Consider the following 18,669-nt stretch of genomic DNA (forward strand, 5'->3'; position numbering starts at 1 on the left):
AATGACCTTCACCATCACATCCGAGGTGGACGACGCGCACCCACCCTCGACCGCTGCGGCCGAGCTGTCGAACGCTTACAGCGCGGCGTTGCACATCGGGGGCAACTGCCTCACCGACGGAGCGGTGGGGCAGGTCGGACTGGAGATCGAGGCCCACTGCTTCGACCTCGCGGACCCGATGAAGCGGCCCTCGTGGGATCAGCTCACGGCCACCATCGCCGATCTCCCCCAGCTGCCGGGGGGCAGCAGGGTGACCGTCGAACCCGGGGGCGCCGTCGAACTGTCCGGCCCGCCTATGCCGGGAGCGCTGCCTGCCATCACGGCGATGACCGCGGACCGCGAGGTGCTGCGCGGCGCGTTCGCCCGCGCCGGGCTCGGTCTGGTGCTGCTCGGCGCCGACCCGCTGCGTCCGCCCGCACGCGTCAATCCCGGCGCCCGCTATCGCGCCATGGAGATGTTCTTCGACGCCAGCCAGACCGGTGCCGCCGGCGCGGCGATGATGACGTCGACGGCTTCGGTGCAGGTCAATCTTGACGCCGGTCCGCGCGACGGCTGGGCCGACCGGGTGCGGCTCGCCCACGCGCTGGGCCCGGTGATGATCGCCGTCGCGGCCAACTCGCCGCTGCTCGGTGGCCGCTTCTCCGGCTGGCGCTCCACCCGACAGCGGGTGTGGAGTCAGCTGGACTCGGCGCGATGCGGACCCATCTTGGGCTCCAGCGGCGACGACCCCGCCAGCGAGTGGGCGCGCTATGCCCTCAAGGCGCCGGTCATGCTGGTCAACGACGACGCCACCGGAGCGGCCGAGCCTGTGACCCAATGGGTGCCGTTCGCCGACTGGGCCGAAGGCCGGGTGCTGCTCGGTGGTCGACGACCCACCCAAGCGGACCTCAATTACCACCTGACGACGTTGTTCCCGCCGGTGCGGCCGCGCCGGTGGCTGGAGATCCGCTACCTCGACAGCGTGCCCGAGGCGGTGTGGCCTGCGCTGGTCTTCACACTGGTGACGCTGCTCGACGACCCGCAGGCCGCCGAACTCGCCGCCGAGGTGACCGAGTCGGTCGCCACCGCGTGGGACCGCGCGGCACAGATCGGGCTGGGCGACCGCCGCCTGTGGGCCGCCGCGCAGCGATGTGTTCTGGCTGCCGCCGAACGCGCTCCGGCCGGTGTGCAGGAATCGATGCAGCAGCTGGTGCGTTCGGTCGAACAGGGACGGTGTCCGGCCGACGACTTCGCCGACCGCGCCGTGAAACACGGGATCGCGCCCGCGGTCGCCCAACTCGCACAAGGGGAGACGTGACTTCACGCGAGACCATCGCGCGCGAACTGACCAGGGCACGGGACCGCACGCTGCGACTCGTCGACTTCGAGGACGCCGAACTGGGCCGTCAGTACAGCCCGCTGATGAGCCCACTGGTGTGGGACCTCGCGCACATCGGCCAGCAGGAGGAGCTCTGGCTGCTGCGCGATGGCGATCCGGACCGCCCCGGGATGCTGGCCCCGGCCGTCGAGCGCCTCTACGACGCCTTCGTCAACTCGCGCGCCAGCCGGGTGAACCTGCCGCTGCTGCCGCCCTCGGATGCCAGGACGTACTGCCGCACAGTGCGGGACAAGGTGCTCGAGCGCCTTCACGCTCTGCCAGACGACGACTCGGGATTCACCTATGCGCTCGTGATCAGCCACGAGAGCCAACACGACGAAACCATGTTGCAGGCGCTGAACCTGCGCACGGGCGCACCGCTGCTCGACGCGGGTGCACAACTGCCCGCCGGCCGCGGGGGTGTCGCGGGCACGTCGGTGCTCGTACCGGGCGGCGAGTTCGTGCTCGGCGTCGACGCGGTGAGCGAGCCGCACTCGCTCGACAACGAACGTCCCGCCCACGTCGTCGACGTGCCCGCCTTCCGGATCGGCCGGGTGCCGGTCACCAACGGCGAGTGGAAGGAGTTCGTCGACGACGGCGGCTACGACGAACCCCGGTGGTGGTCCCAACCCGGCTGGGCGCACCGGCAGGACGCCGGGCTGCGGGCGCCGCAGTTCTGGAACACCGGGGATCTCGCGGGCACCCGCACCCGGTTCGGCCGCGTCGAGGACATCCCCGCCGACGAACCCGTACAGCACGTCACCTACTTCGAAGCCGAGGCGTACGCCGCTTGGGCCGGTGCCCGGCTGCCCACCGAGATCGAGTGGGAGAAGGCCTGCGCCTGGGATCCCGCGGTGGGCGCGCGGCGCCGCTATCCCTGGGGTGCCTCCGAGCCGACGACACATCTGGCCAACCTCGGCGGCGATGCGCTGCGGCCTGCACCGGTGGGCGCCTATCCGGCGGGCGCATCGGCCTATGGTGCCGAGCAGATGCTCGGCGACGTCTGGGAGTGGACCACCTCGCCGCTTCGGCCGTGGCCCGGTTTCATCCCGATGATCTACGAGAGCTACTCGGTGCCCTTCTTCGAAGGCGGTGGGGCGGGTGACTACAAGGTGCTACGCGGCGGTTCGTGGGCGGTCGCGGCCGGCATCCTGCGGCCGAGCTTCCGTAACTGGGACCACCCGATCCGGCGGCAGATCTTCTCCGGCGTGCGCCTGGCCTGGGACGCCGGCGATGAGCCGCTCGCGCGAAGAGAAGAAACCTGATGTGCCGGCATCTCGGATGGCTCGGCGAGCCGGTGTCGGTGGCCTCATTGGTGCTCGAACCTGCCAATGCCCTTCTCGTGCAGTCTTATTCGCCGCGACGCCAGAAGCACGGGCTGATGAACGCCGACGGTTGGGGGGTGGGCTTCTACTCGGCCGATGCGCCTGACGGCGACACCCCACGCAGATGGCGCAGCGCCACGCCGCTGTGGGGTGACGCCTCGTTCGCGTCGGTGGCGCCTGCGCTGCGCAGCGGCTGCATCGTCGCGGCCGTGCGGTCGGCCAGCGTCGGGATGCCGATCGAGGCGACGGCCGCGGCGCCGTTCACCGACGGGCGCTGGCTGCTGTCCCACAACGGGCTGGTGGACCGAGCGGCGCTGCCGCTCTCCCCGCGCGCGGAGTCCACCAACGACAGCGCCCTGCTGGCGGCGCTCATCTTCGACCGCGGCCTCGACACTCTCGGCGACACGGTCGTCGAGGTCGCCGCCGCCGACCCCGGCGCCCGCCTGAACGTCCTGGCCGGCGACGGGTCCCGGCTACTGGCTACCACCTGGGGCGACACCCTGTCAGTGCTGCGCAGACCCGACGGTGTGGTGCTCGCCAGCGAGCCCTACGACGACGACCCGGGCTGGCGGGAGATCCCCGACCGTCATCTCGTCCGCGTGCAGGGAAGAGATGTCGAACTGGTGGCGCTGAAAGGATCGTCATGACCCTCTCGCTGTCGAACTACCTGTCCGCCGACTCCGCCGCGGTTGCGCTGCGTAAAGACGTGCTCGACGGGCTGACGAAGACGCCCAAGTCGTTGCCGCCCAAGTGGTTCTACGACTCGGTCGGCAGTGACCTGTTCGACCAGATCACCCGCCTGCCCGAGTATTACCCGACCCGCACCGAGGCGCAGATCCTGCACGAGCGCTCGGCGGAGATCGCCGCGGCATCGGGCGCCGACACTCTGGTCGAACTCGGCAGCGGCACCTCGGAGAAGACGCGGATGTTGCTCGACGCGCTGCGCGACACCGGCTCACTGCGCCGGTTCATCCCGTTCGACGTCGACGCCGGTGTACTGACGGCGGCGGGGTCCGCGATCGGCGATGAGTATCCCGGCGTCGATATCGACGCGGTATGCGGCGATTTCGAACAACACCTGGATCGGATCCCGCGCCATGGGCGGCGCCTGTTCGCGTTTCTCGGCTCGACGATGGGCAACCTGACCCCCGGCCCGCGTGCCGACTTCCTGGCGGCGCTGTCGGACACCATGGCGCCCGGCGACACGCTGCTGCTGGGCACCGACCTGGTCAAGGACACCGGCCGACTGTTGTGCGCCTACGACGACAGCGCGGGGGTCACCGCGCGGTTCAACCGCAACGTGCTTGCGGTGGTCAACCGGGAACTGGGCGCAGACTTCGACCTGGCCGCATTCGACCATGTCGCCAAGTGGAACGCCGACCAGGAGCGCATCGAGATGTGGTTGCGCGCCAACAGGTCTCAGCGGATCACCGTCACCGACCTCGAGCTGACCGTCGACTTCGCCGACGGTGAGGAGATCCTCACCGAGGTCTCGTGCAAGTTCCGGGCCGACGGGATAGCGGCCGAACTCGCCGCGGCAGGTCTGCGGCGCACTCACTGGTGGACCGACGCCGCCGGTGACTTCGGCTTGTCGCTGTCGGCGAAATGAGCATCGCCGACCACTGGCGCGCGGCGCGGCCGCCGGTCGCCGGCGTCCACCTCGACAGCGGTGCCGCGTCGCGCCAGAGTTACGCGGCCATCGACGCCGCCGCCGCACACGCCCGCCACGAGGCCGAGGTCGGCGCGTACGTCGCGGCAGAGGCCGCCACGCCCGCACTGCACGCGGGCCGCGCCGCGATCGGCGTGCTGACCGGACTCGGCCCGGCCGGCGTCGCCTTCACCACCGGCGCCAACAACGCGTTGGACCTGCTGCTGTCCGCATGGCCGGGCCCACGCACCCTGGCCTGCCTACCGGGTGAGTACGGACCGAACCTGGCGATCATGTCCGCCAACGGTTTCCAGGTCCGCCCGCTGCCGGCTGACGCGGACGGACGCCTCGACGTCGACGCCGCCGCCCAGCGGCTCGCGGCGGATCGTCCCGCTCTGGTGCACCTGACCGCGCTGGGCAGCCACCGCGGCGTGGCGCAGCCGCTCGCGGCGCTGGCCGCCGTCTGCGAGGACCTGGACCTGCCGCTCGTCGTCGACGCCGCGCAGGCGCTGGGGCATCTCGACTGCGCGGTCGGTCCGGCGGCGATCTACGGTTCGTCGCGCAAGTGGATCGCAGGCCCGCGCGGCGTGGGCTTCCTGGCCGTCGCGCCGCAGACGGCCGAGCGACTGCGTCCGCGCTTGCCACCGCCGGACTGGAATCTGCCGTTGACCGTCATGCAACGTCTGGAGTACGGCGAGGCGAACATCGCCGCGCGCGTGGGTTTCTCGGTCGCACTCGGGGAACATCTGGCGGCCGGTCCGGCCGCGGTGCGTGCGCGGTTGGCCGAGGTCGGCCGGATGACCCGCGAGGCGGTGGCCGATGTCGTCGGCTGGCGCGTCGTCGAGGCGGCCGGCGAGCCGACGGCCATCACCACGCTCGCCCCGACCGGCGGCGCCGACCCGCAGAAGGTGCGGTCGTGGCTGATCGCCGAGCGCGGCATCGTCACCACCTATGCCGAACAGTTGCGCGCGCCGTTCGAGATGACGGGGCCGGTGCTGCGGGCATCGCCGCATATCGACGTCACCGGCGACGATCTCGCTCAGTTCGCCGAGGCGCTGGCCGTCGCCGCCGAGAACATCTAGTCGTCGAACCCCTCGTCCCAGGTGTGCACGGGTTGGTTGCTGTGCATCCGCTCCCCGTACCGGCGCAGCATCTCGGCCAGTGCGGCCGGCCGGGGCATGCCGCGCTCCTGCAGCGCCCGCACGGTCGACACCTGCCAGGCGGCGCCGTTGCGCCCGGTCTTGGCGCGGCCCTCGATCACACTGAGATACCGATCGCGCACCTCGGCGGCGACCTCCCACCGGCGCAGTCCCTCGTGGGCCATCGGCAGCAGCTGGCGCAGCACCAGCTCGTCGGGCGTCACCTCGCCGAGCCCGGGCCAGTACAGCCGCGCCTCCATACCGCGCTGCGCTGCTTCGATGAAGTTGTGTTGCGCGGCAGCGAAACTCATCTTCGTCCACAGCGGCCGGTCCTCCTCGGACAGCGAGCGCAGCATGCCGTAGTAGAACGCGGCGTTGGCCATCATGTCGACCACCGTGGGGCCGGCGGGCAGCACCCGGTTCTCCACCCGCAGGTGCGGCCGGCCGTGCACCACGTCGTACACCGGCCGGTTCCACCGGTAGATGGTGCCGTTGTGCAGCCGCAGCTCGGCCAGCTTGGGGGTACGTCCCTCGGCCAGTTCCCGCGCCGGGTCCTCGTCGGACAGCTCGGGCAGCAGCGACGGAAAGTAGCGGACGTTCTCCTCGAACAGGTCGAATATCGATGTGATCCAGCGCTCGCCGAACCACACCCGCGGTCGCACCCCCTGCGCCTTGAGCTCGTCGGGACGGGTGTCGGTGGCCTGGGCGAACAGCTCGATGCGGGTCTCGGACCACAGCTCGTGGCCGAAGAAGTACGGCGAGTTGGCGCCCAGCGCGAGCTGCGGGCCCGCCAGCACCTGCGCCGCATTCCAGTTCTTGGCGAAGTCGGCGGGGGAGACCTGCAGGTGCAGCTGCATGCTGGTGCACGCCGACTCGGGGGCGATCGACCCGGTCTGCAGGCTCAGCCGCTCCGGTCCGACGATGTCGATCAGGATGTCCTCGCCGCGGGCGGTGAAGATGGAGTCGTTGAGCGCCTGGTAGCGCGTCGACTCGCTCATCCAGTGACCCGACAGGTGCTCGGGCATCAGCGTCGGCAGGATGCCGATCATCACGATGTGCGCGTCGTGACGGTTTGCCTTGGCCTCGGCGGCGTTGAGGCTGGCCCGCACCTCCTCCTCGAGTTCGAGGGCGGCACGACCGGGCAGCCGGCGGGGAGGAACGTTGAATTCGATGTTGTAGGCGCCCAATTCGGTTTGGTACGCCGGGTCGGCGATCGCCTCGAGCACCTCCTGGTTGCTCATGGCGGGCTGGTAGGCGTCGTCGACGAGGTTGCACTCGATCTCCATGCCGGTCAGCGGCCGCTCGAAGTCGAAGCTCGACTGGCTGAGCATGGTTTCGAACACGTCGAGACACTGTTGCACCTTGCGGCGGTACTCGCGGCGGTGCGCGCGGCTGTAGTCGGCCCGCTTCAGTTCTTCGCCCACCCCGCCATTGTCGGCGAGCGACCGTGTTTGCACCCGGACACGCCGCGATTGGTGGGCATTCTGCGGTCGCTCGGCGCGTGAGGCGCGCCCGGGCGGGTAGTCCACCCCGATGGACGTCACCGTCACCTTCATCGGCAACGCCACGACCGTGATCTCCGGCGGGCGGGTCATCGAATTGGATCGCGGTTACTCGGTCAGCATCTGATACTGACGCCGTGTCAGCGCCATGGTCAGGTGAGGCCGAGCAGGGCGGGCTCGAACAGGTCTCGACGGTCGACCGCGTCGCGTCGCTCACCGGTGTCAGGGCCGTCGCCGCCCTGCTCGTGATGGCCACCCATGCTGCCTACGGCACCGGCGCGTACAACCGCGGATACCTCGGCTACGTCTTCGCGCGCATGGAGATCGGGGTCGCGGTCTTCTTCGTGCTGTCGGGTTTCCTGCTGTTCGGCGCATGGGTGCGCGCGACGGCCGGTGACACCGCGCCGCCGTGCCTGCGCCGGTACGCGCGCAGTCGCGTCCGCCGCATCATGCCTGCCTACGTCGTGACGGTGTTGTTGGCCTACGGGGTGTACCAGTTCCGCGAACTCTCCCCGAACCCCGGCCACACGGCCGAAGGGCTGCTGCGCCACCTCACGTTGACGCAGATCTACAGCGAGAACTACCTCACCGCCTTCATGCACCAGGGGCTCACCCAGATGTGGAGCCTGGCGGTCGAAGTGGCGTTCTACGCGGCGCTGCCGGTGCTCGCCTACCTGCTGCTGGTGGTCTTGTGCCGCCGCCGGTGGCGCCCGGGGCTACTGCTGGCCGGCCTGGCCGCACTCGGGGCGATGAGCCCGCTGTGGCTTCTGGTGGTGCACACCACCGACTGGCTGCCCAACGGCGCCGGGTTGTGGCTGCCGCACTACCTGGTCTGGTTCGTCGGCGGGATGGTGCTCGCGGTGCTCGCCGCCGAGGGCCTGCGCTGCTACGCGCTGGCGGCGGTGCCGGTCGCGATCGCCACCTACCTCGTCACGGCCACCCCGATCGCCGGCGAGATCGACGCTCCGGCACTGACATTGGGCCAGGACGTGGTGAAGGTGACGTTCTACGCGGCGATTGCGACGCTCGTCGTCACACCGCCGGCCCTCGGCGACACCGGCTGGTACTCCCGACTGCTCGCCAGCGCCCCGATGGTGCGACTCGGTGAGATCTCCTACGAGATCTTCCTGTTGCACGTGCTCGTGATGGAGATCGCGATGGTGTCCGTGCTGCGTTGGCCGGTCTACACCGGTTCGGTGGTGATCCTGTTCCTCGTGACGCTGGCGCTCACCGTCCCGGCCGCCTGGCTGCTGCATCGGCTGACCCGGCCCCGTACGCGAAAGACGCCGGTCACGGTTTGACGGGCGGACAGGCGGGTATCAAGATCGCGTGAAGCTGATCGGTGTGCTGATCGCGCGGTATCCCGCGTTGTACGACGTGCTCGACGCCCTGATCGAGTACGGGCACGAACGCTGGCCGTCGGTGGGGCGCGCCGTCGAGCGTCAGCGGCGGGCCACCACCACCTGAGGGCCTAGGAACTTGCCGCGCAGTTCGAGTTCGATTCGCGGGTCGGCGTGTGCGGCGAGCGCGCGAAGCGCGGACGGGCTGTAGGTACGCAGCGAGCTGATCACGCCGTCGTGGGCGAACGGCAGTACCGGCGCCAGCGGCAGCATCATCGCGAGTTGCAGCAGGTGCAGTGGTGCTGGCGGGCGCGGCAGGTCGATGATCAGCAGCGCGTTGGCCACGCGGGTGCCCTCGGCGAGCACCCGCGACGCCGGCGAGGGCCGCAGATGGTGAAACGACAGCGCGAACACCGCGAGATCGAATTCGCCGTCGGCGGCGTCGATCGCGGTGGCGTCCATCCGTTTGACCACCGCGCGCGGGTGTGAGCCCAGGTCGCTTCGCGCCATCGCCGCGACGGACTCGGCCTCGACATCGGTGACGGTGAGCCGGGCGGTGGGATGCCAGTCGAGCAGCGTGCGCGACAACCCGCCGTGGCCCGCGCCCAGCTCGAGGATGCTGGGATCCGGTACGTCGGCGACCTCCTCGAGCGCGATCGCGGCGAATCGCTCGGTGTTGCCGAACTTCTCACCGGTCCACTCGAGCGCGCGGATGACGCTGCGCTTGCGCGCCTGCAGGGCGGCGTCGCCGTCGGAGTCGCGGTCGAGGTATTCCAGCCGATCCGTCTGCAACAGCCGGTCCAGGCACGACGCGTCGGGGCCGCCGCGCGGCATGCGGTCAATGTCGGTGAGCGGCTCTGCCATGTAGTCCATGATGGACGACGGACCGACGTCACCGAAGGGAGCAGTGTTGGCCGGCACCGGGGAGTTCGTCGCCGCCATCGATCAGGGCACCACCAGTACCCGATGCATGGTCTTCGACCGGAGCGGCGCCGAGGTGGGGCGCCACCAGCTCGAACACGAGCAGATCCTCCCCGAGGCCGGCTGGGTGGAACACAATCCGGTCGAGATCTGGGAGCGCACCGCCTCGGTGCTGATGTCGGCGCTCAACACGACCAAGCTGTCCGCCACCGACCTCGCCGCGCTGGGGATCACGAATCAGCGCGAGACGGCGCTGGTCTGGAACAAGCGGACCGGACGGCCCTACTACAACGCGATTGTCTGGCAGGACACCCGCACCGATCGCATCGCCTCGGCGCTGGACCGCGACGGGCGCGGCGATGTGATCCGCCGCAAGGCCGGGCTGCCGCCTGCGACGTATTTCTCCGGCGGCAAGGTGCAGTGGATTCTCGACAACGTCGACGGGGTGCGCCGCGACGCCGAGAACGGTGATGCGATCTTCGGCACGTCTGACTCGTGGGTGCTGTGGAATCTCACCGGCGGACCGCACGGCGGCGTGCACGTCACGGACGTGACCAACGCCAGCAGGACCATGCTGATGAACCTGGAAACGCTGGACTGGGACGACGAGTTGTTGTCGTTCTTCGGCATTCCCCGGCAGATGCTGCCCGAGATCAGGCCGTCGTCGTGCCCGCAGCCCTACGGTGTGACCCTGGCCGACGGTCCACTCGGCGGTGAGGTGCCGGTGACCGGAATCCTGGGTGACCAGCAGGCGGCGATGGTGGGTCAGGTCTGCCTGGAAGCCGGTGAGGCCAAGAACACCTACGGCACAGGCAATTTCCTGCTGCTGAACACCGGTGAAAAGATCGTGCGTTCGGAGAACGGCTTGCTCACCACGGTCTGCTACCAGTTCGCGTCCGAGGATGGTCCAGCGAAACCCGTTTACGCGCTCGAGGGTTCGATCGCCGTTACCGGATCGGCGGTGCAGTGGCTGCGCGACCAGTTGGGCATCATCCGCGATGCCGCGCATAGCGAGCCGCTCGCCCGCGAGGTCGCCGACAACGGCGGCGTGTATTTCGTGCCTGCCTTCTCGGGTCTCTTCGCGCCGTACTGGCGTTCGGATGCTCGGGGTGCGATCGTCGGCCTGTCGCGGTTCAACACCAACGCTCACCTCGCGCGGGCCACCCTGGAGGCGATCTGCTACCAGAGCCGTGACGTCGTTGACGCGATGGAGGCCGACTCCGGCGTGCACATGGAGGTGCTCAAGGTCGACGGCGGCATCACCGCCAACGACCTGTGCATGCAGATCCAGGCCGATGTGCTCGGTGTCGACGTCGTCAAGCCGGTGGTCGCCGAGACCACCGCGCTGGGTGCGGCATACGCGGCCGGTCTGGCGGTCGGGGTGTGGGAGAACCCCGACGACCTGCGCTCGAATTGGCAGGAGGACAAGCGCTGGACGCCGGCATGGAGTGATGAGCAGCGCGAAGAGGCCTATGCGGGTTGGCGCAAGGCCGTCGAGCGCACCCTCGACTGGGTCGACGTCGAGTGACTCACTTGCGGTCGTCGATGGCACGGATCACCGAGCGGGCCCAGTCTGCTTCCATCGCATTCGAGCGCAGACCGAAGTCGAGTGCGGCCAGGCCGTAGAACGAGCCCTCGTCGCGGCTCCACTCGATCGAGTCGCGAAGCGCCGTCAGGCGCTCGACCTCGGCGTCGGCGTGCTCGGCCATCGCCAGCAGGTGCGCCCGCGCCTGGGCGCGCGGAATCTCACCGAGCAGGAATATCCGCAGCAGCGCGGGGCTGCGAAACGGCGGATCGTCGTGCGGGCTGCTGATCCACCGGCGCAGTTCGGCGCGACCGGTGGGCGTGATGCGGTATTCCTTGCGGCCGCGCGGGCCGATGTCGGCGACCTCGATCAGCCCGTTCTCGGCCAACTTGTTCAGCTCGCCGTAGAGCTGGCTCTGCGTCGCGGGCCACACATTGGCCATCGACTTCTCGAAGAGACGCAGCAGGTCGTACCCGCTTGCCGGCCGTTGCGCCAGAAGTCCCAGTGCCGCCATCCGCAAACTCACCGGCTGATCGTACTGCCACTATTGACATGTCACTACTGACATGTCAGAGTCGACATGTCGAGTACAAGGAGACGACATGACCGAGACATCGGACGACTCAACACTCTTCGGCACCGGCGCTTTCCACCTGCAGGGCAACTATGCGCCCGTGGCCGACGAGTTGACCGAGTACGACCTCCCGGTGCACGGCGCCATCCCGCCCGAGATCGACGGCTGGTACCTGCGCAACGGCCCCAACCCGCGTCAGGCGACCGCGCACTGGTTCACCGGCGACGGCATGATCCACGGCGTCCGCATCGAGGGCGGCCGGGCCAAGTGGTACCGCAACCGGTGGGTGCGCACCGACAGCTTCACCAACGACTTCCCCGTGTACAACGCCGACGGCAGCCGCAACCTGCGGTCCAGCGTCGCCAACACCCACGTCGTCAACCATGCGGGCAAGACACTGGCGCTGGTCGAGTCGTCGCTGCCCTACGAGATCACCAACGACCTGCAGACCGTCGGTGCATACGACTTCGGCGGCAAGCTCGTCGACGCGATGACCGCGCACCCGAAGATCTGCCCGACCACCGGAGAACTGCACTTCTTCGGCTACGGCAACATCTTCGCCCCGCACGTGACCTATCACCGCGCCGACGCCGACGGCGAGCTGACCGTCAACCGCCCGCTCGACGTTCCCGCGTTGACGATGATGCACGACTTCGCCGTGACCGCGCAGCACGTCGTGTTCATGGACCTGCCGATCGTGTTCAACCTCGACGTCGCGCTCAGCGGGCAGGGCGACATGCCCTACCGATGGGACGACGGCTACGGCGCGCGCCTCGGTGTGCTGCGCCGCGACGACCCCCACGGCGCCGTCCGATGGTTCGACATCGACCCCTGCTACGTCTTCCATGTCGCCAACGCCTTCGACACCACCGGCGCCGAGGGGGCTTCGATCGTGCTGCAGGCGGTTCGCTACCCCGAGTTGTGGCGTGGTGACGGCGGTTTCGACTATGACGGCGCGTTGTGGTGCTGGACGATCAACCTGTCGACCGGCACGGTGTCCGAACGTCATCTCGATGACCGCGCTGTCGAGTTCCCGCGCATCGACGACCGGCTTGCGACGTTACCGGCCCGCTACGCGGTCTCGGTGGGTGACGGGCGGCTGGTGCGCTACGACCTGACCACAGGTGATGGTGTCGAGCACGCGTTCGGTTCTGCACAGAACCCCGGTGGTCCGGGGGAGGCGGTGTTCGTGCCCTCGACGTCCGGGCCGGCGGACGAGAGCAGCGGCTGGTACCTCGGTTACGTCTACGACCCGGCCCGCGATGGCAGCGACCTCGTGATCATCGACGCGTCCGATTTCGCCGGCCCACCCGTCGCGAGAATCCAGCTGCCGCAACGAGTTCCGTACGGCTTCCATGGGAACTGGATCCCAGCCTAACCCGGTGGGGTGAATCCGCCTTGCGGGTGGGCGGCCTGCGGCCGATGATGCGCCGGCCACTGCGGCGGCGGTGGTGGAACCGGCTGAGACACCTGCAGACGCGCCAGTTCGCGCCGGTGTCGCTCGGCCAACACCGCGGCGAGGACCAGTTCGGCGGGCGCGCCGGGTGGTGGCGGCGGTGAGATCTGGGCCACCACGTCACCGGCGATCCGGTGTGCCATCCGGTCGCGCACCGGGGGATCCAGCTGCGAAGCGCGGCTGAGGAATTGGCGTGCCAGCTCGGCCTGTTCGGGCCGCAACCCGGACAACTGCAGCGACGACGCCCACCACGCCAGGTGCGGCGGCATCATCGGCGGCGGCGATATCCGGGGCGCGCGCTCGCTGATCACCATGGTCCCGGCGAAGATATCGCCGATCCGCTTGCCCTTCGGCGACAGCAGGCTGCAGATGACCGCAGGCCCGCCGGTGAGCATCCAGATCTCGACGAAACCGGACAGCGCACGAAACAACGCCTGGCGGAACCGTTCCGGTCCACCGTCCTCCGACACCACCCGCAGGCCCATCGCCATTTTCCCGGGCGAACGCCCGCGCGTGGCGGTCTCGAACACCAACGGATAACCCACGAGGCTCAGCACCGTGAAGATGATCAGCACGGCGGCCGACAGCGCAGCATCGAAGTCCAGGAGCGTGACCGCCCAGAGCAGCATCCCGATGAGGTTGAGCAGCACGATGAGCGTGATGTCGATGATCGCGGCGAGTGCGCGGACCGGTAGCTGGGCGACCTGGACGTCGAGGACGACGGCGTCCCCGGTGACGACTGGTTCCTGGTGGCCGACCATACCCGTCCACGCTACTAGGATTCCGAGGGTGGATGTCGACGCCTTCGTGCTGGCGCACCGCCCGACGTGGGAGCGGCTCGAGCAGCTGATCAAGCGGCGCCGGGACCTCAGCGGTGCCGAAGTCGACGAGCTCGTCGATCTCTATCAGCGGGTCTCGACGCATCTGTCGATGGTGCGGACCGCCTCGACCGACTCGGTTCTGGTCGGCCGCCTGTCCGGTCTGGTGGCGCAGGCGCGCTCGGCGGTGACGGGCGCCCACTCACCGTTGTGGCGCGAGTTCGTCCGGTTCTGGACCGTGTCGTTCCCGGTGGTGGCGTATCGGGCAGGCCGGTGGTGGCTGGCGACGGCCGTCGTGTTCCTTGCCGTCTCGGCGCTGATCGCCGTCTGGGTGGCGGGCAGCCCCGAGGTGCGGGCGACGATCGGAACACCAAGCGAGATCACCGAACTGGTCGACAACGACTTCGCCGCCTACTACAGCGAGAATCCGGCCGGCTCGTTCGCACTGCAGGTGTGGGTGAACAATGCGTGGGTTGCGTTGCAGTGCTTGGCATTCGCCATACTGCTGGGCATTCCGATTCCGTACATACTGCTGCAGAACGCCGCGAACCTCGGCGTGGTCGGTGGGCTGATGTTCGGTGCGGGCAAGGGTGACATCTTCCTCGGCCTGCTCACCCCGCACGGCCTGCTGGAACTCACCGCTGTCTTCCTGGCGGCCGCGGCCGGGATGCGGCTCGGATGGACCGTCGTGTCGCCGGGCAACCGCCCGCGCGGGCAGGTACTGGCCGAACAGGGCCGCGCGATCGGCGCGGTGGCCGCCGGACTCATCGTGATGCTCCTGGTGTCCGGTCTGATCGAAGCACTGGTGACGCCGTCGCCGCTGCCGACCGCGGCGCGCATCGCCATCGGTGTGGCGGCGGAGGTCGTTTTCCTGGCCTACATCGTCTATTTCGGGCGCAAAGCCGACCGCGCGAACGAGACCGGCGACCTCGAGGACGCGCCGGACGTCGTCCCGACGGGTTAGAGCCGGCCGGTGGCCTTCATCGCCAGATAGTGGTCCGCCAGCGCCGGTGCCAGATCTTCGGGCGGGGCGTCGACGACGTCGACGCCGCTGCGGCGCAACCGGGCGGCCACCTCGCGCCGTTCGTTACGCGCCCGCTCGGCTGCCGCGGCGTCATAGACCTGCGCGGCGTCGGCGCGCCCGGCGGCCAGCAATTCGACGCGCGGATCGCCAACCGCCGCGAGCAGCACCTCGTGTCGTGCCGTCAGCTGGGGCAGCACCGCCATCAGCCCTTCGTCGAGCGAGGCGGCATTCAGGTCGGTGAGCAACACGACGAGGGCACGTCGGCGCACCCGCCGCAGCACGGCGGACACCATGGCCCGGGCGTCGGACTCCAGCAGGGCCGGCTCGACCGGCGCCATGGACGTCACCAGCTGGGCGAGCAGTTCGGTGCGCGAGGCGTTGAACACCGCGCCCCGCGTCACCCTGTCGTGGGCCAGGAAGTCGACGTGGTCACCGGCGCGCGAGGCCAGTGCGGCCAGCAGCAGCGCGGCGTCCATCGACCAGTCCAATCGCGGCCAGCCCGACGGATCGTTCGCCGCCGGGTGTCCGGCCGCAGTGGGGTCCACGCCGACCCGGCCCGCCGAGGTGCGGCCGGTGTCGAGCACGATCACCACGCGCTGGTCGCGCTCGGGCCGCCAGGTCCGGACCACGACGTCGGCCCGCCTCGCGCTGGCGCGCCAGTCGATCGACCTGACGTCGTCACCGATGACGTATTCGCGCAGCGAGTCGAATTCCGTGCCCTGGCCGCGGATCAGGACCGGCGTATTGCCCTCCAGTTCCCGCAGTTTGGCCAGCCGGGAGGGCAGGTGCTTGCGCGACAGGAACGGCGGCAGAATGCGGACCTGCCACGGCACGCGGTGCGAGCTCTGCCTGCCTGCCAGTCCGAGCGGTCCGATCGACCGCACGGTCACCAGGGCCGACGCCTGATCGCCCCGGCGGACGGGGCGCAGCGTCGTGGACACGGTGGTCTGTTGTCCAGCAGCCACGTGCACCGGATGCACCCGCGGCTCGGCCCGGGCGCTCGGGGGCCAGGCGTCCCGGGCGACGCCGCGCAGAGGCCTGCTACCGACATTGCGCAACATCAGCACCGCGTCAACCTGTTGGCCAAGGCGCGCGGTGGTCTCCCCGGTCCGGTGGAATTCGAGGCTGCGGGGGCTGCCGGCCAACCCGGTGTCGAGGGCCACCAGGACGAACAGCGCGACCGCCAGTACGACGAAAGTCGTGGCGGGCCAGGGAGACAACGCGATGGGCAGGACGCACACCAGTGCGGCCAGGCCGGCCCGTGCGGTGAGAACCACTACCGCGGCACCGGAACCGACGCGAGGATTCCCTCGAGTACGCCGTCGGGACTGGCGCCCTCCAGTTCGGCCTCGGGACGCAACTGCACCCGGTGGCGCAGCGTCGGACGCGCCATCGCCTTGACGTCGTCGGGGGTCACGTAGTTCCGCCCGGACAGCCACGCCCAGGACCGCGCGGTGGCGAGCAGTGCGGTGGCGGCGCGGGGTGAAGCCCCGAGCGCCAGAGACGGCGAAGTCCTCGTGGCCGCGGCGATGTCGACGATGTAGCCGAGAACCTCGTCGGCGACCAGCACCTGCCGCACCGCCTGGCGCCCCGCTGCCAGTTCTTCCGGGCCGGCGACCGGCCGGACCTCGGACAGATCCCGGGGGTCGAAGCCGGTGGCGTGCCGGTTCAGGATCGCGACCTCCTGCTCGCGGCTGGGCAGTTGGACCTGCAGCTTGAGCAGGAACCGGTCCAGTTGCGCCTCGGGCAGTTGATAGGTGCCTTCGTACTCGATCGGGTTCTGGGTCGCGGCGACGATGAACGGGTCGGGCAGGGGACGCGGCTGTCCGTCGACGCTGACCTGCCTTTCCTCCATGGCCTCCAGCAGCGCTGCCTGGGTCTTGGGCGGGGTGCGGTTGATCTCGTCGGCGAGCAGCAGGTTGGTGAACACCGGTCCGGAGCGGAATTCGAACTCGGCGGTGCGGGCGTCGTAGACCAGTGAGCCGGTGACATCGCCGGGCATCAGGTCCGGCGTGAACTGCAGGCGCTTGAAGTCGAGGCGCAGCGCGGCGGCCAAGGTGCGTACCAGCAGAGTCTTGGCGACTCCCGGAACTCCTTCCAGTAGCACGTGACCGCGGCACAGCAGCGCGATCACCAGCCCGCTGACGACGGCGTCCTGTCCGACGACGGCCTTGCCGATCTCGGCGCGCAGCGCCAGCAACGCCTGTCGGGCCGAGTCCTGTTCGCCTGCCTGAGTCACGACTGTGCGACCTGCCTTTCGATGGTGTCGAGTTCCCTTGCGAGGGTGACCAGTTCGGCGTCGTCGGTCGGCGGCGGGCCGAACAAGAGGTGTGTCGCCGAGTGTGGGTCCGCTCCGCAGCGGGCGGCCACGCCCTGCGCAACCGCGGCCGGATCGGCGTTGCGGCCCAGCCCGAGCCGCGGCACGATCCGTTGCAGGGTGGCGGTGCGCAGTGCGTCGGCGGCCCGGTCACGGGCGCGTCGCGACCGGTACAACCGTCCGCGCCCTTCCACGGTCTCCGACGCCCGCACGACGACGGGCAACCGCTCGGCGACCAGTGGGCCGACCCGGCGCGCCTTCCAGAAGGCCACCAGCGCGACCACGAGAACCAGCTGCCAGACGATCCAGATCACCTGCTCGGGAATCAGGTCCAACAATGTTGCAGCGCCGGTGGATTCACCTTCGGTGAACTGCGGGGCGTACCAGATCATCCGTGGGTTCGTCCCCGTCAGGTTCATCGCCAGTGCGGCGTTGCCCTCCTCGAGCAACGCCTCGTTGGCCATGAAGTCGGCGCTGCCGACGACGGTCACCTCTCGTCCTCCGGCGGAGTACCGGACCAGCGCACCCTCGTAGCAGCGGGTCACCGGGGTGGCACCGGACGCTTCGTAGGCGGCGCTCATACCGAGTTCGACCGCGCCGGCACGCGTCGCTTCGCGCAGCTCGCAGTCCGGCTGCCGGCCGGCGCCGAACGGCGTGCTCTCGGCGGTCTCGATCTCGGGTGCCAGCGCTTCGCGGGTTCGTGACATCGGTTCGACCAGCAGCCGATCCCCGGGCAGCGCGGCTAGCCTGTCCAACAACTCCTCGTCGACCAGGTGGTATGTCTGCGCGACCACGATGAGGGCCTCGGGGCCCGCTGCCGCTTCCACCGCCGCGACGTCGGGAGCCACGACGACGTCGACGCCCTGCTCGCGGACCAGCGTGACGAGGGCGTGTGCGCCGCCAGAAGCGGTCGACGTCGGGTCCATCCGGCCGCCGGGGCGAGGTGCCGTCAGATACGCGCTGAGCGCCGCGAGCGCGACGATCACCGTCAGGGCGAGCACTACCCACCGTGCGCCACGCCACCGCTGCCGCAGCGTCGGTCCGACCGGAGAGGCTGCTTCGGTGCGGGTCATCGGACTTCCGCCCAGCCCTGGGTCGGCGGGCCTGGCGGCGCAGACGCCGCGGCCGCACGCCGTTTGGCTCCCAGGTGTCGATCCAGGTCCTCGACCATCCGGTAGCCGGCTTCGGTTCCGGGTCGATCGCCGTACGTCACATCGTTGAAAGCGATTGCCGCAACTTCGAGTTCGTCGTGCAGATCGGGCAGCGCCCGACCCGTGTCTCGGGCGAGTTCGGTGGCCGTGCGCCCGGGAACTGCATCGAGGATGCCGCTTTCCTCCAGCTGTCTGGCGACGGCCCGAAGCCGGTGCCGGATCGCAGCGGCCCAATCACCCTCGGCTGCACTGTGTTCCGCGGCGGCACGGTGTTCGGCGGCGCTGAGATCGTGGCCACCGAACAAGGACTGGTCACGGCCGCGGCTGGTTCGCATCGTCCGCCGCGCGATGCGTACCGCGACCACCAGCGCAGTCACCAGCAGGATGAGCAACACCGTGATGGTCAACCAGCCACCGGGCACCGAAGCGCCCTCGGCAAGGAGCCGGAACAGCAGATCGTTGAGCCAGTCGAGCAGACGCTCGGTGAGCGACGGCTTGGGATAGATCGGTTTGGACAGCTCACGCTGAGCAGCGTCGTACGCGGTATCGCTGTCGATGTCTATCGTCGGCAC

The 18,669-nt window shown here is 69.5% G+C and carries 18 protein-coding genes; 10 read left to right on the top strand and 8 right to left on the bottom strand.

Features of this window, described 5'->3' with window-relative positions:
• Position 1: 1 nt before the first annotated feature.
• Genes egtA through egtE form a run of 5 tightly spaced genes read left to right on the top strand, consistent with a single transcriptional unit; the run spans position 2 to position 5,412 of the window.
• Positions 2 to 1,297: an ergothioneine biosynthesis glutamate--cysteine ligase EgtA gene (gene egtA / locus K3G64_RS10825; protein WP_238949777.1), complete on the top strand. Its 1,296-nt coding sequence runs from the start codon at positions 2 to 4 to the stop codon at positions 1,295 to 1,297.
• Positions 1,294 to 2,622, top strand: coding sequence for an ergothioneine biosynthesis protein EgtB (gene egtB / locus K3G64_RS10830; protein ID WP_238949778.1), 1,329 nt, complete (start codon positions 1,294 to 1,296; stop codon positions 2,620 to 2,622). The genes egtA and egtB overlap by 4 nt, the downstream gene beginning before the upstream one ends.
• A complete protein-coding gene (gene egtC / locus K3G64_RS10835) occupies positions 2,622 to 3,329 on the top strand; it encodes an ergothioneine biosynthesis protein EgtC (protein ID WP_238949780.1) in 708 nt (235 codons plus the stop codon). Before egtB ends, egtC begins: the two co-directional genes overlap by 1 nt.
• On the top strand, positions 3,326 to 4,291 hold the full coding sequence (egtD, locus tag K3G64_RS10840) for an L-histidine N(alpha)-methyltransferase (protein ID WP_238949781.1): 966 nt from the start codon (positions 3,326 to 3,328) through the stop codon (positions 4,289 to 4,291). Before egtC ends, egtD begins: the two co-directional genes overlap by 4 nt.
• Positions 4,288 to 5,412, top strand: a complete 1,125-nt coding sequence (gene egtE / locus K3G64_RS10845; protein WP_238949783.1) for an ergothioneine biosynthesis PLP-dependent enzyme EgtE — start codon at positions 4,288 to 4,290, stop codon at positions 5,410 to 5,412. The genes egtD and egtE overlap by 4 nt, the downstream gene beginning before the upstream one ends.
• On the opposite strand, the gene K3G64_RS10850 is transcribed toward egtE, so the two are convergent.
• Positions 5,409 to 6,893, bottom strand: a complete 1,485-nt coding sequence (locus K3G64_RS10850; protein ID WP_238949785.1) for a glutamate--cysteine ligase — start codon at positions 6,891 to 6,893, stop codon at positions 5,409 to 5,411. The two genes, egtE and K3G64_RS10850, sit on opposite strands and share 4 nt — an antisense overlap.
• A 215-nt stretch (positions 6,894 to 7,108) precedes the next feature.
• Here K3G64_RS10850 and K3G64_RS10855 point away from each other — a divergent pair, with 215 nt between their 5' ends.
• Together K3G64_RS10855 and K3G64_RS10860 are read left to right on the top strand one after the other, a co-directional pair.
• Entirely contained in the window at positions 7,109 to 8,272 is a 1,164-nt protein-coding gene (locus K3G64_RS10855) for an acyltransferase family protein (RefSeq protein ID WP_238949787.1), read from the top strand.
• Between the two features lie 28 nt (positions 8,273 to 8,300).
• The gene (locus K3G64_RS10860; RefSeq protein WP_238949789.1) at positions 8,301 to 8,438 is read left to right on the top strand and encodes a hypothetical protein; all 138 of its coding nucleotides are present in this window, start codon (positions 8,301 to 8,303) and stop codon (positions 8,436 to 8,438) included.
• Here K3G64_RS10860 and K3G64_RS10865 read toward each other — a convergent pair.
• On the bottom strand, positions 8,414 to 9,184 hold the full coding sequence (locus tag K3G64_RS10865) for a class I SAM-dependent methyltransferase (protein WP_238949796.1): 771 nt from the start codon (positions 9,182 to 9,184) through the stop codon (positions 8,414 to 8,416). The genes K3G64_RS10860 and K3G64_RS10865 overlap by 25 nt on opposite strands.
• A gap of 1 nt (position 9,185) precedes the next feature.
• Here K3G64_RS10865 and glpK point away from each other — a divergent pair, with 1 nt between their 5' ends.
• Positions 9,186 to 10,760 (top strand): glycerol kinase GlpK, encoded by a 1,575-nt coding sequence (gene glpK, locus K3G64_RS10870; protein WP_238950596.1) that lies wholly within the window; start codon positions 9,186 to 9,188, stop codon positions 10,758 to 10,760.
• 1 nt (position 10,761) lies between these two features.
• Here the strand turns inward: glpK and K3G64_RS10875 are convergent, their stop codons facing one another.
• Positions 10,762 to 11,283, bottom strand: a complete 522-nt coding sequence (locus K3G64_RS10875; RefSeq protein ID WP_238949798.1) for a PadR family transcriptional regulator — start codon at positions 11,281 to 11,283, stop codon at positions 10,762 to 10,764.
• A gap of 76 nt (positions 11,284 to 11,359) precedes the next feature.
• Between K3G64_RS10875 and K3G64_RS10880 the strand changes: the two genes are divergently transcribed.
• Positions 11,360 to 12,709, top strand: a complete 1,350-nt coding sequence (locus K3G64_RS10880; RefSeq protein ID WP_238949800.1) for a carotenoid oxygenase family protein — start codon at positions 11,360 to 11,362, stop codon at positions 12,707 to 12,709.
• On the opposite strand, the gene K3G64_RS10885 is transcribed toward K3G64_RS10880, so the two are convergent.
• Positions 12,706 to 13,548: an RDD family protein gene (locus K3G64_RS10885; RefSeq protein ID WP_238949801.1), complete on the bottom strand. Its 843-nt coding sequence runs from the start codon at positions 13,546 to 13,548 to the stop codon at positions 12,706 to 12,708. The two genes, K3G64_RS10880 and K3G64_RS10885, sit on opposite strands and share 4 nt — an antisense overlap.
• A gap of 28 nt (positions 13,549 to 13,576) precedes the next feature.
• On the opposite strand from K3G64_RS10885, the gene K3G64_RS10890 reads away from it, so the two are divergent.
• Positions 13,577 to 14,569, top strand: coding sequence for a stage II sporulation protein M (locus K3G64_RS10890; protein ID WP_238949802.1), 993 nt, complete (start codon positions 13,577 to 13,579; stop codon positions 14,567 to 14,569).
• On the opposite strand, the gene K3G64_RS10895 is transcribed toward K3G64_RS10890, so the two are convergent.
• Genes K3G64_RS10895 through K3G64_RS10910 form a run of 4 tightly spaced genes read right to left on the bottom strand, consistent with a single transcriptional unit; the run spans position 14,566 to position 18,669 of the window.
• Positions 14,566 to 15,906, bottom strand: a complete 1,341-nt coding sequence (locus K3G64_RS10895) for a DUF58 domain-containing protein (protein ID WP_238949803.1) — start codon at positions 15,904 to 15,906, stop codon at positions 14,566 to 14,568. The two genes, K3G64_RS10890 and K3G64_RS10895, sit on opposite strands and share 4 nt — an antisense overlap.
• Positions 15,906 to 16,868 carry an AAA family ATPase gene (locus K3G64_RS10900; RefSeq protein ID WP_238949804.1) on the bottom strand — a complete coding sequence of 321 codons (963 nt, stop codon included), beginning with the start codon at positions 16,866 to 16,868 and terminating at the stop codon, positions 15,906 to 15,908. Before K3G64_RS10900 ends, K3G64_RS10895 begins: the two co-directional genes overlap by 1 nt.
• Complete coding sequence (locus K3G64_RS10905) at positions 16,865 to 18,019, bottom strand: DUF4350 domain-containing protein (protein WP_238949805.1); 1,155 nt, start codon at positions 18,017 to 18,019, stop codon at positions 16,865 to 16,867. Before K3G64_RS10905 ends, K3G64_RS10900 begins: the two co-directional genes overlap by 4 nt.
• Entirely contained in the window at positions 18,016 to 18,669 is a 654-nt protein-coding gene (locus K3G64_RS10910) for a DUF4129 domain-containing protein (protein ID WP_238949806.1), read from the bottom strand. Before K3G64_RS10910 ends, K3G64_RS10905 begins: the two co-directional genes overlap by 4 nt.

This window comes from Mycobacterium sp. IDR2000157661, from assembly GCF_022317005.1.
Taxonomy (GTDB): domain Bacteria; phylum Actinomycetota; class Actinomycetes; order Mycobacteriales; family Mycobacteriaceae; genus Mycobacterium.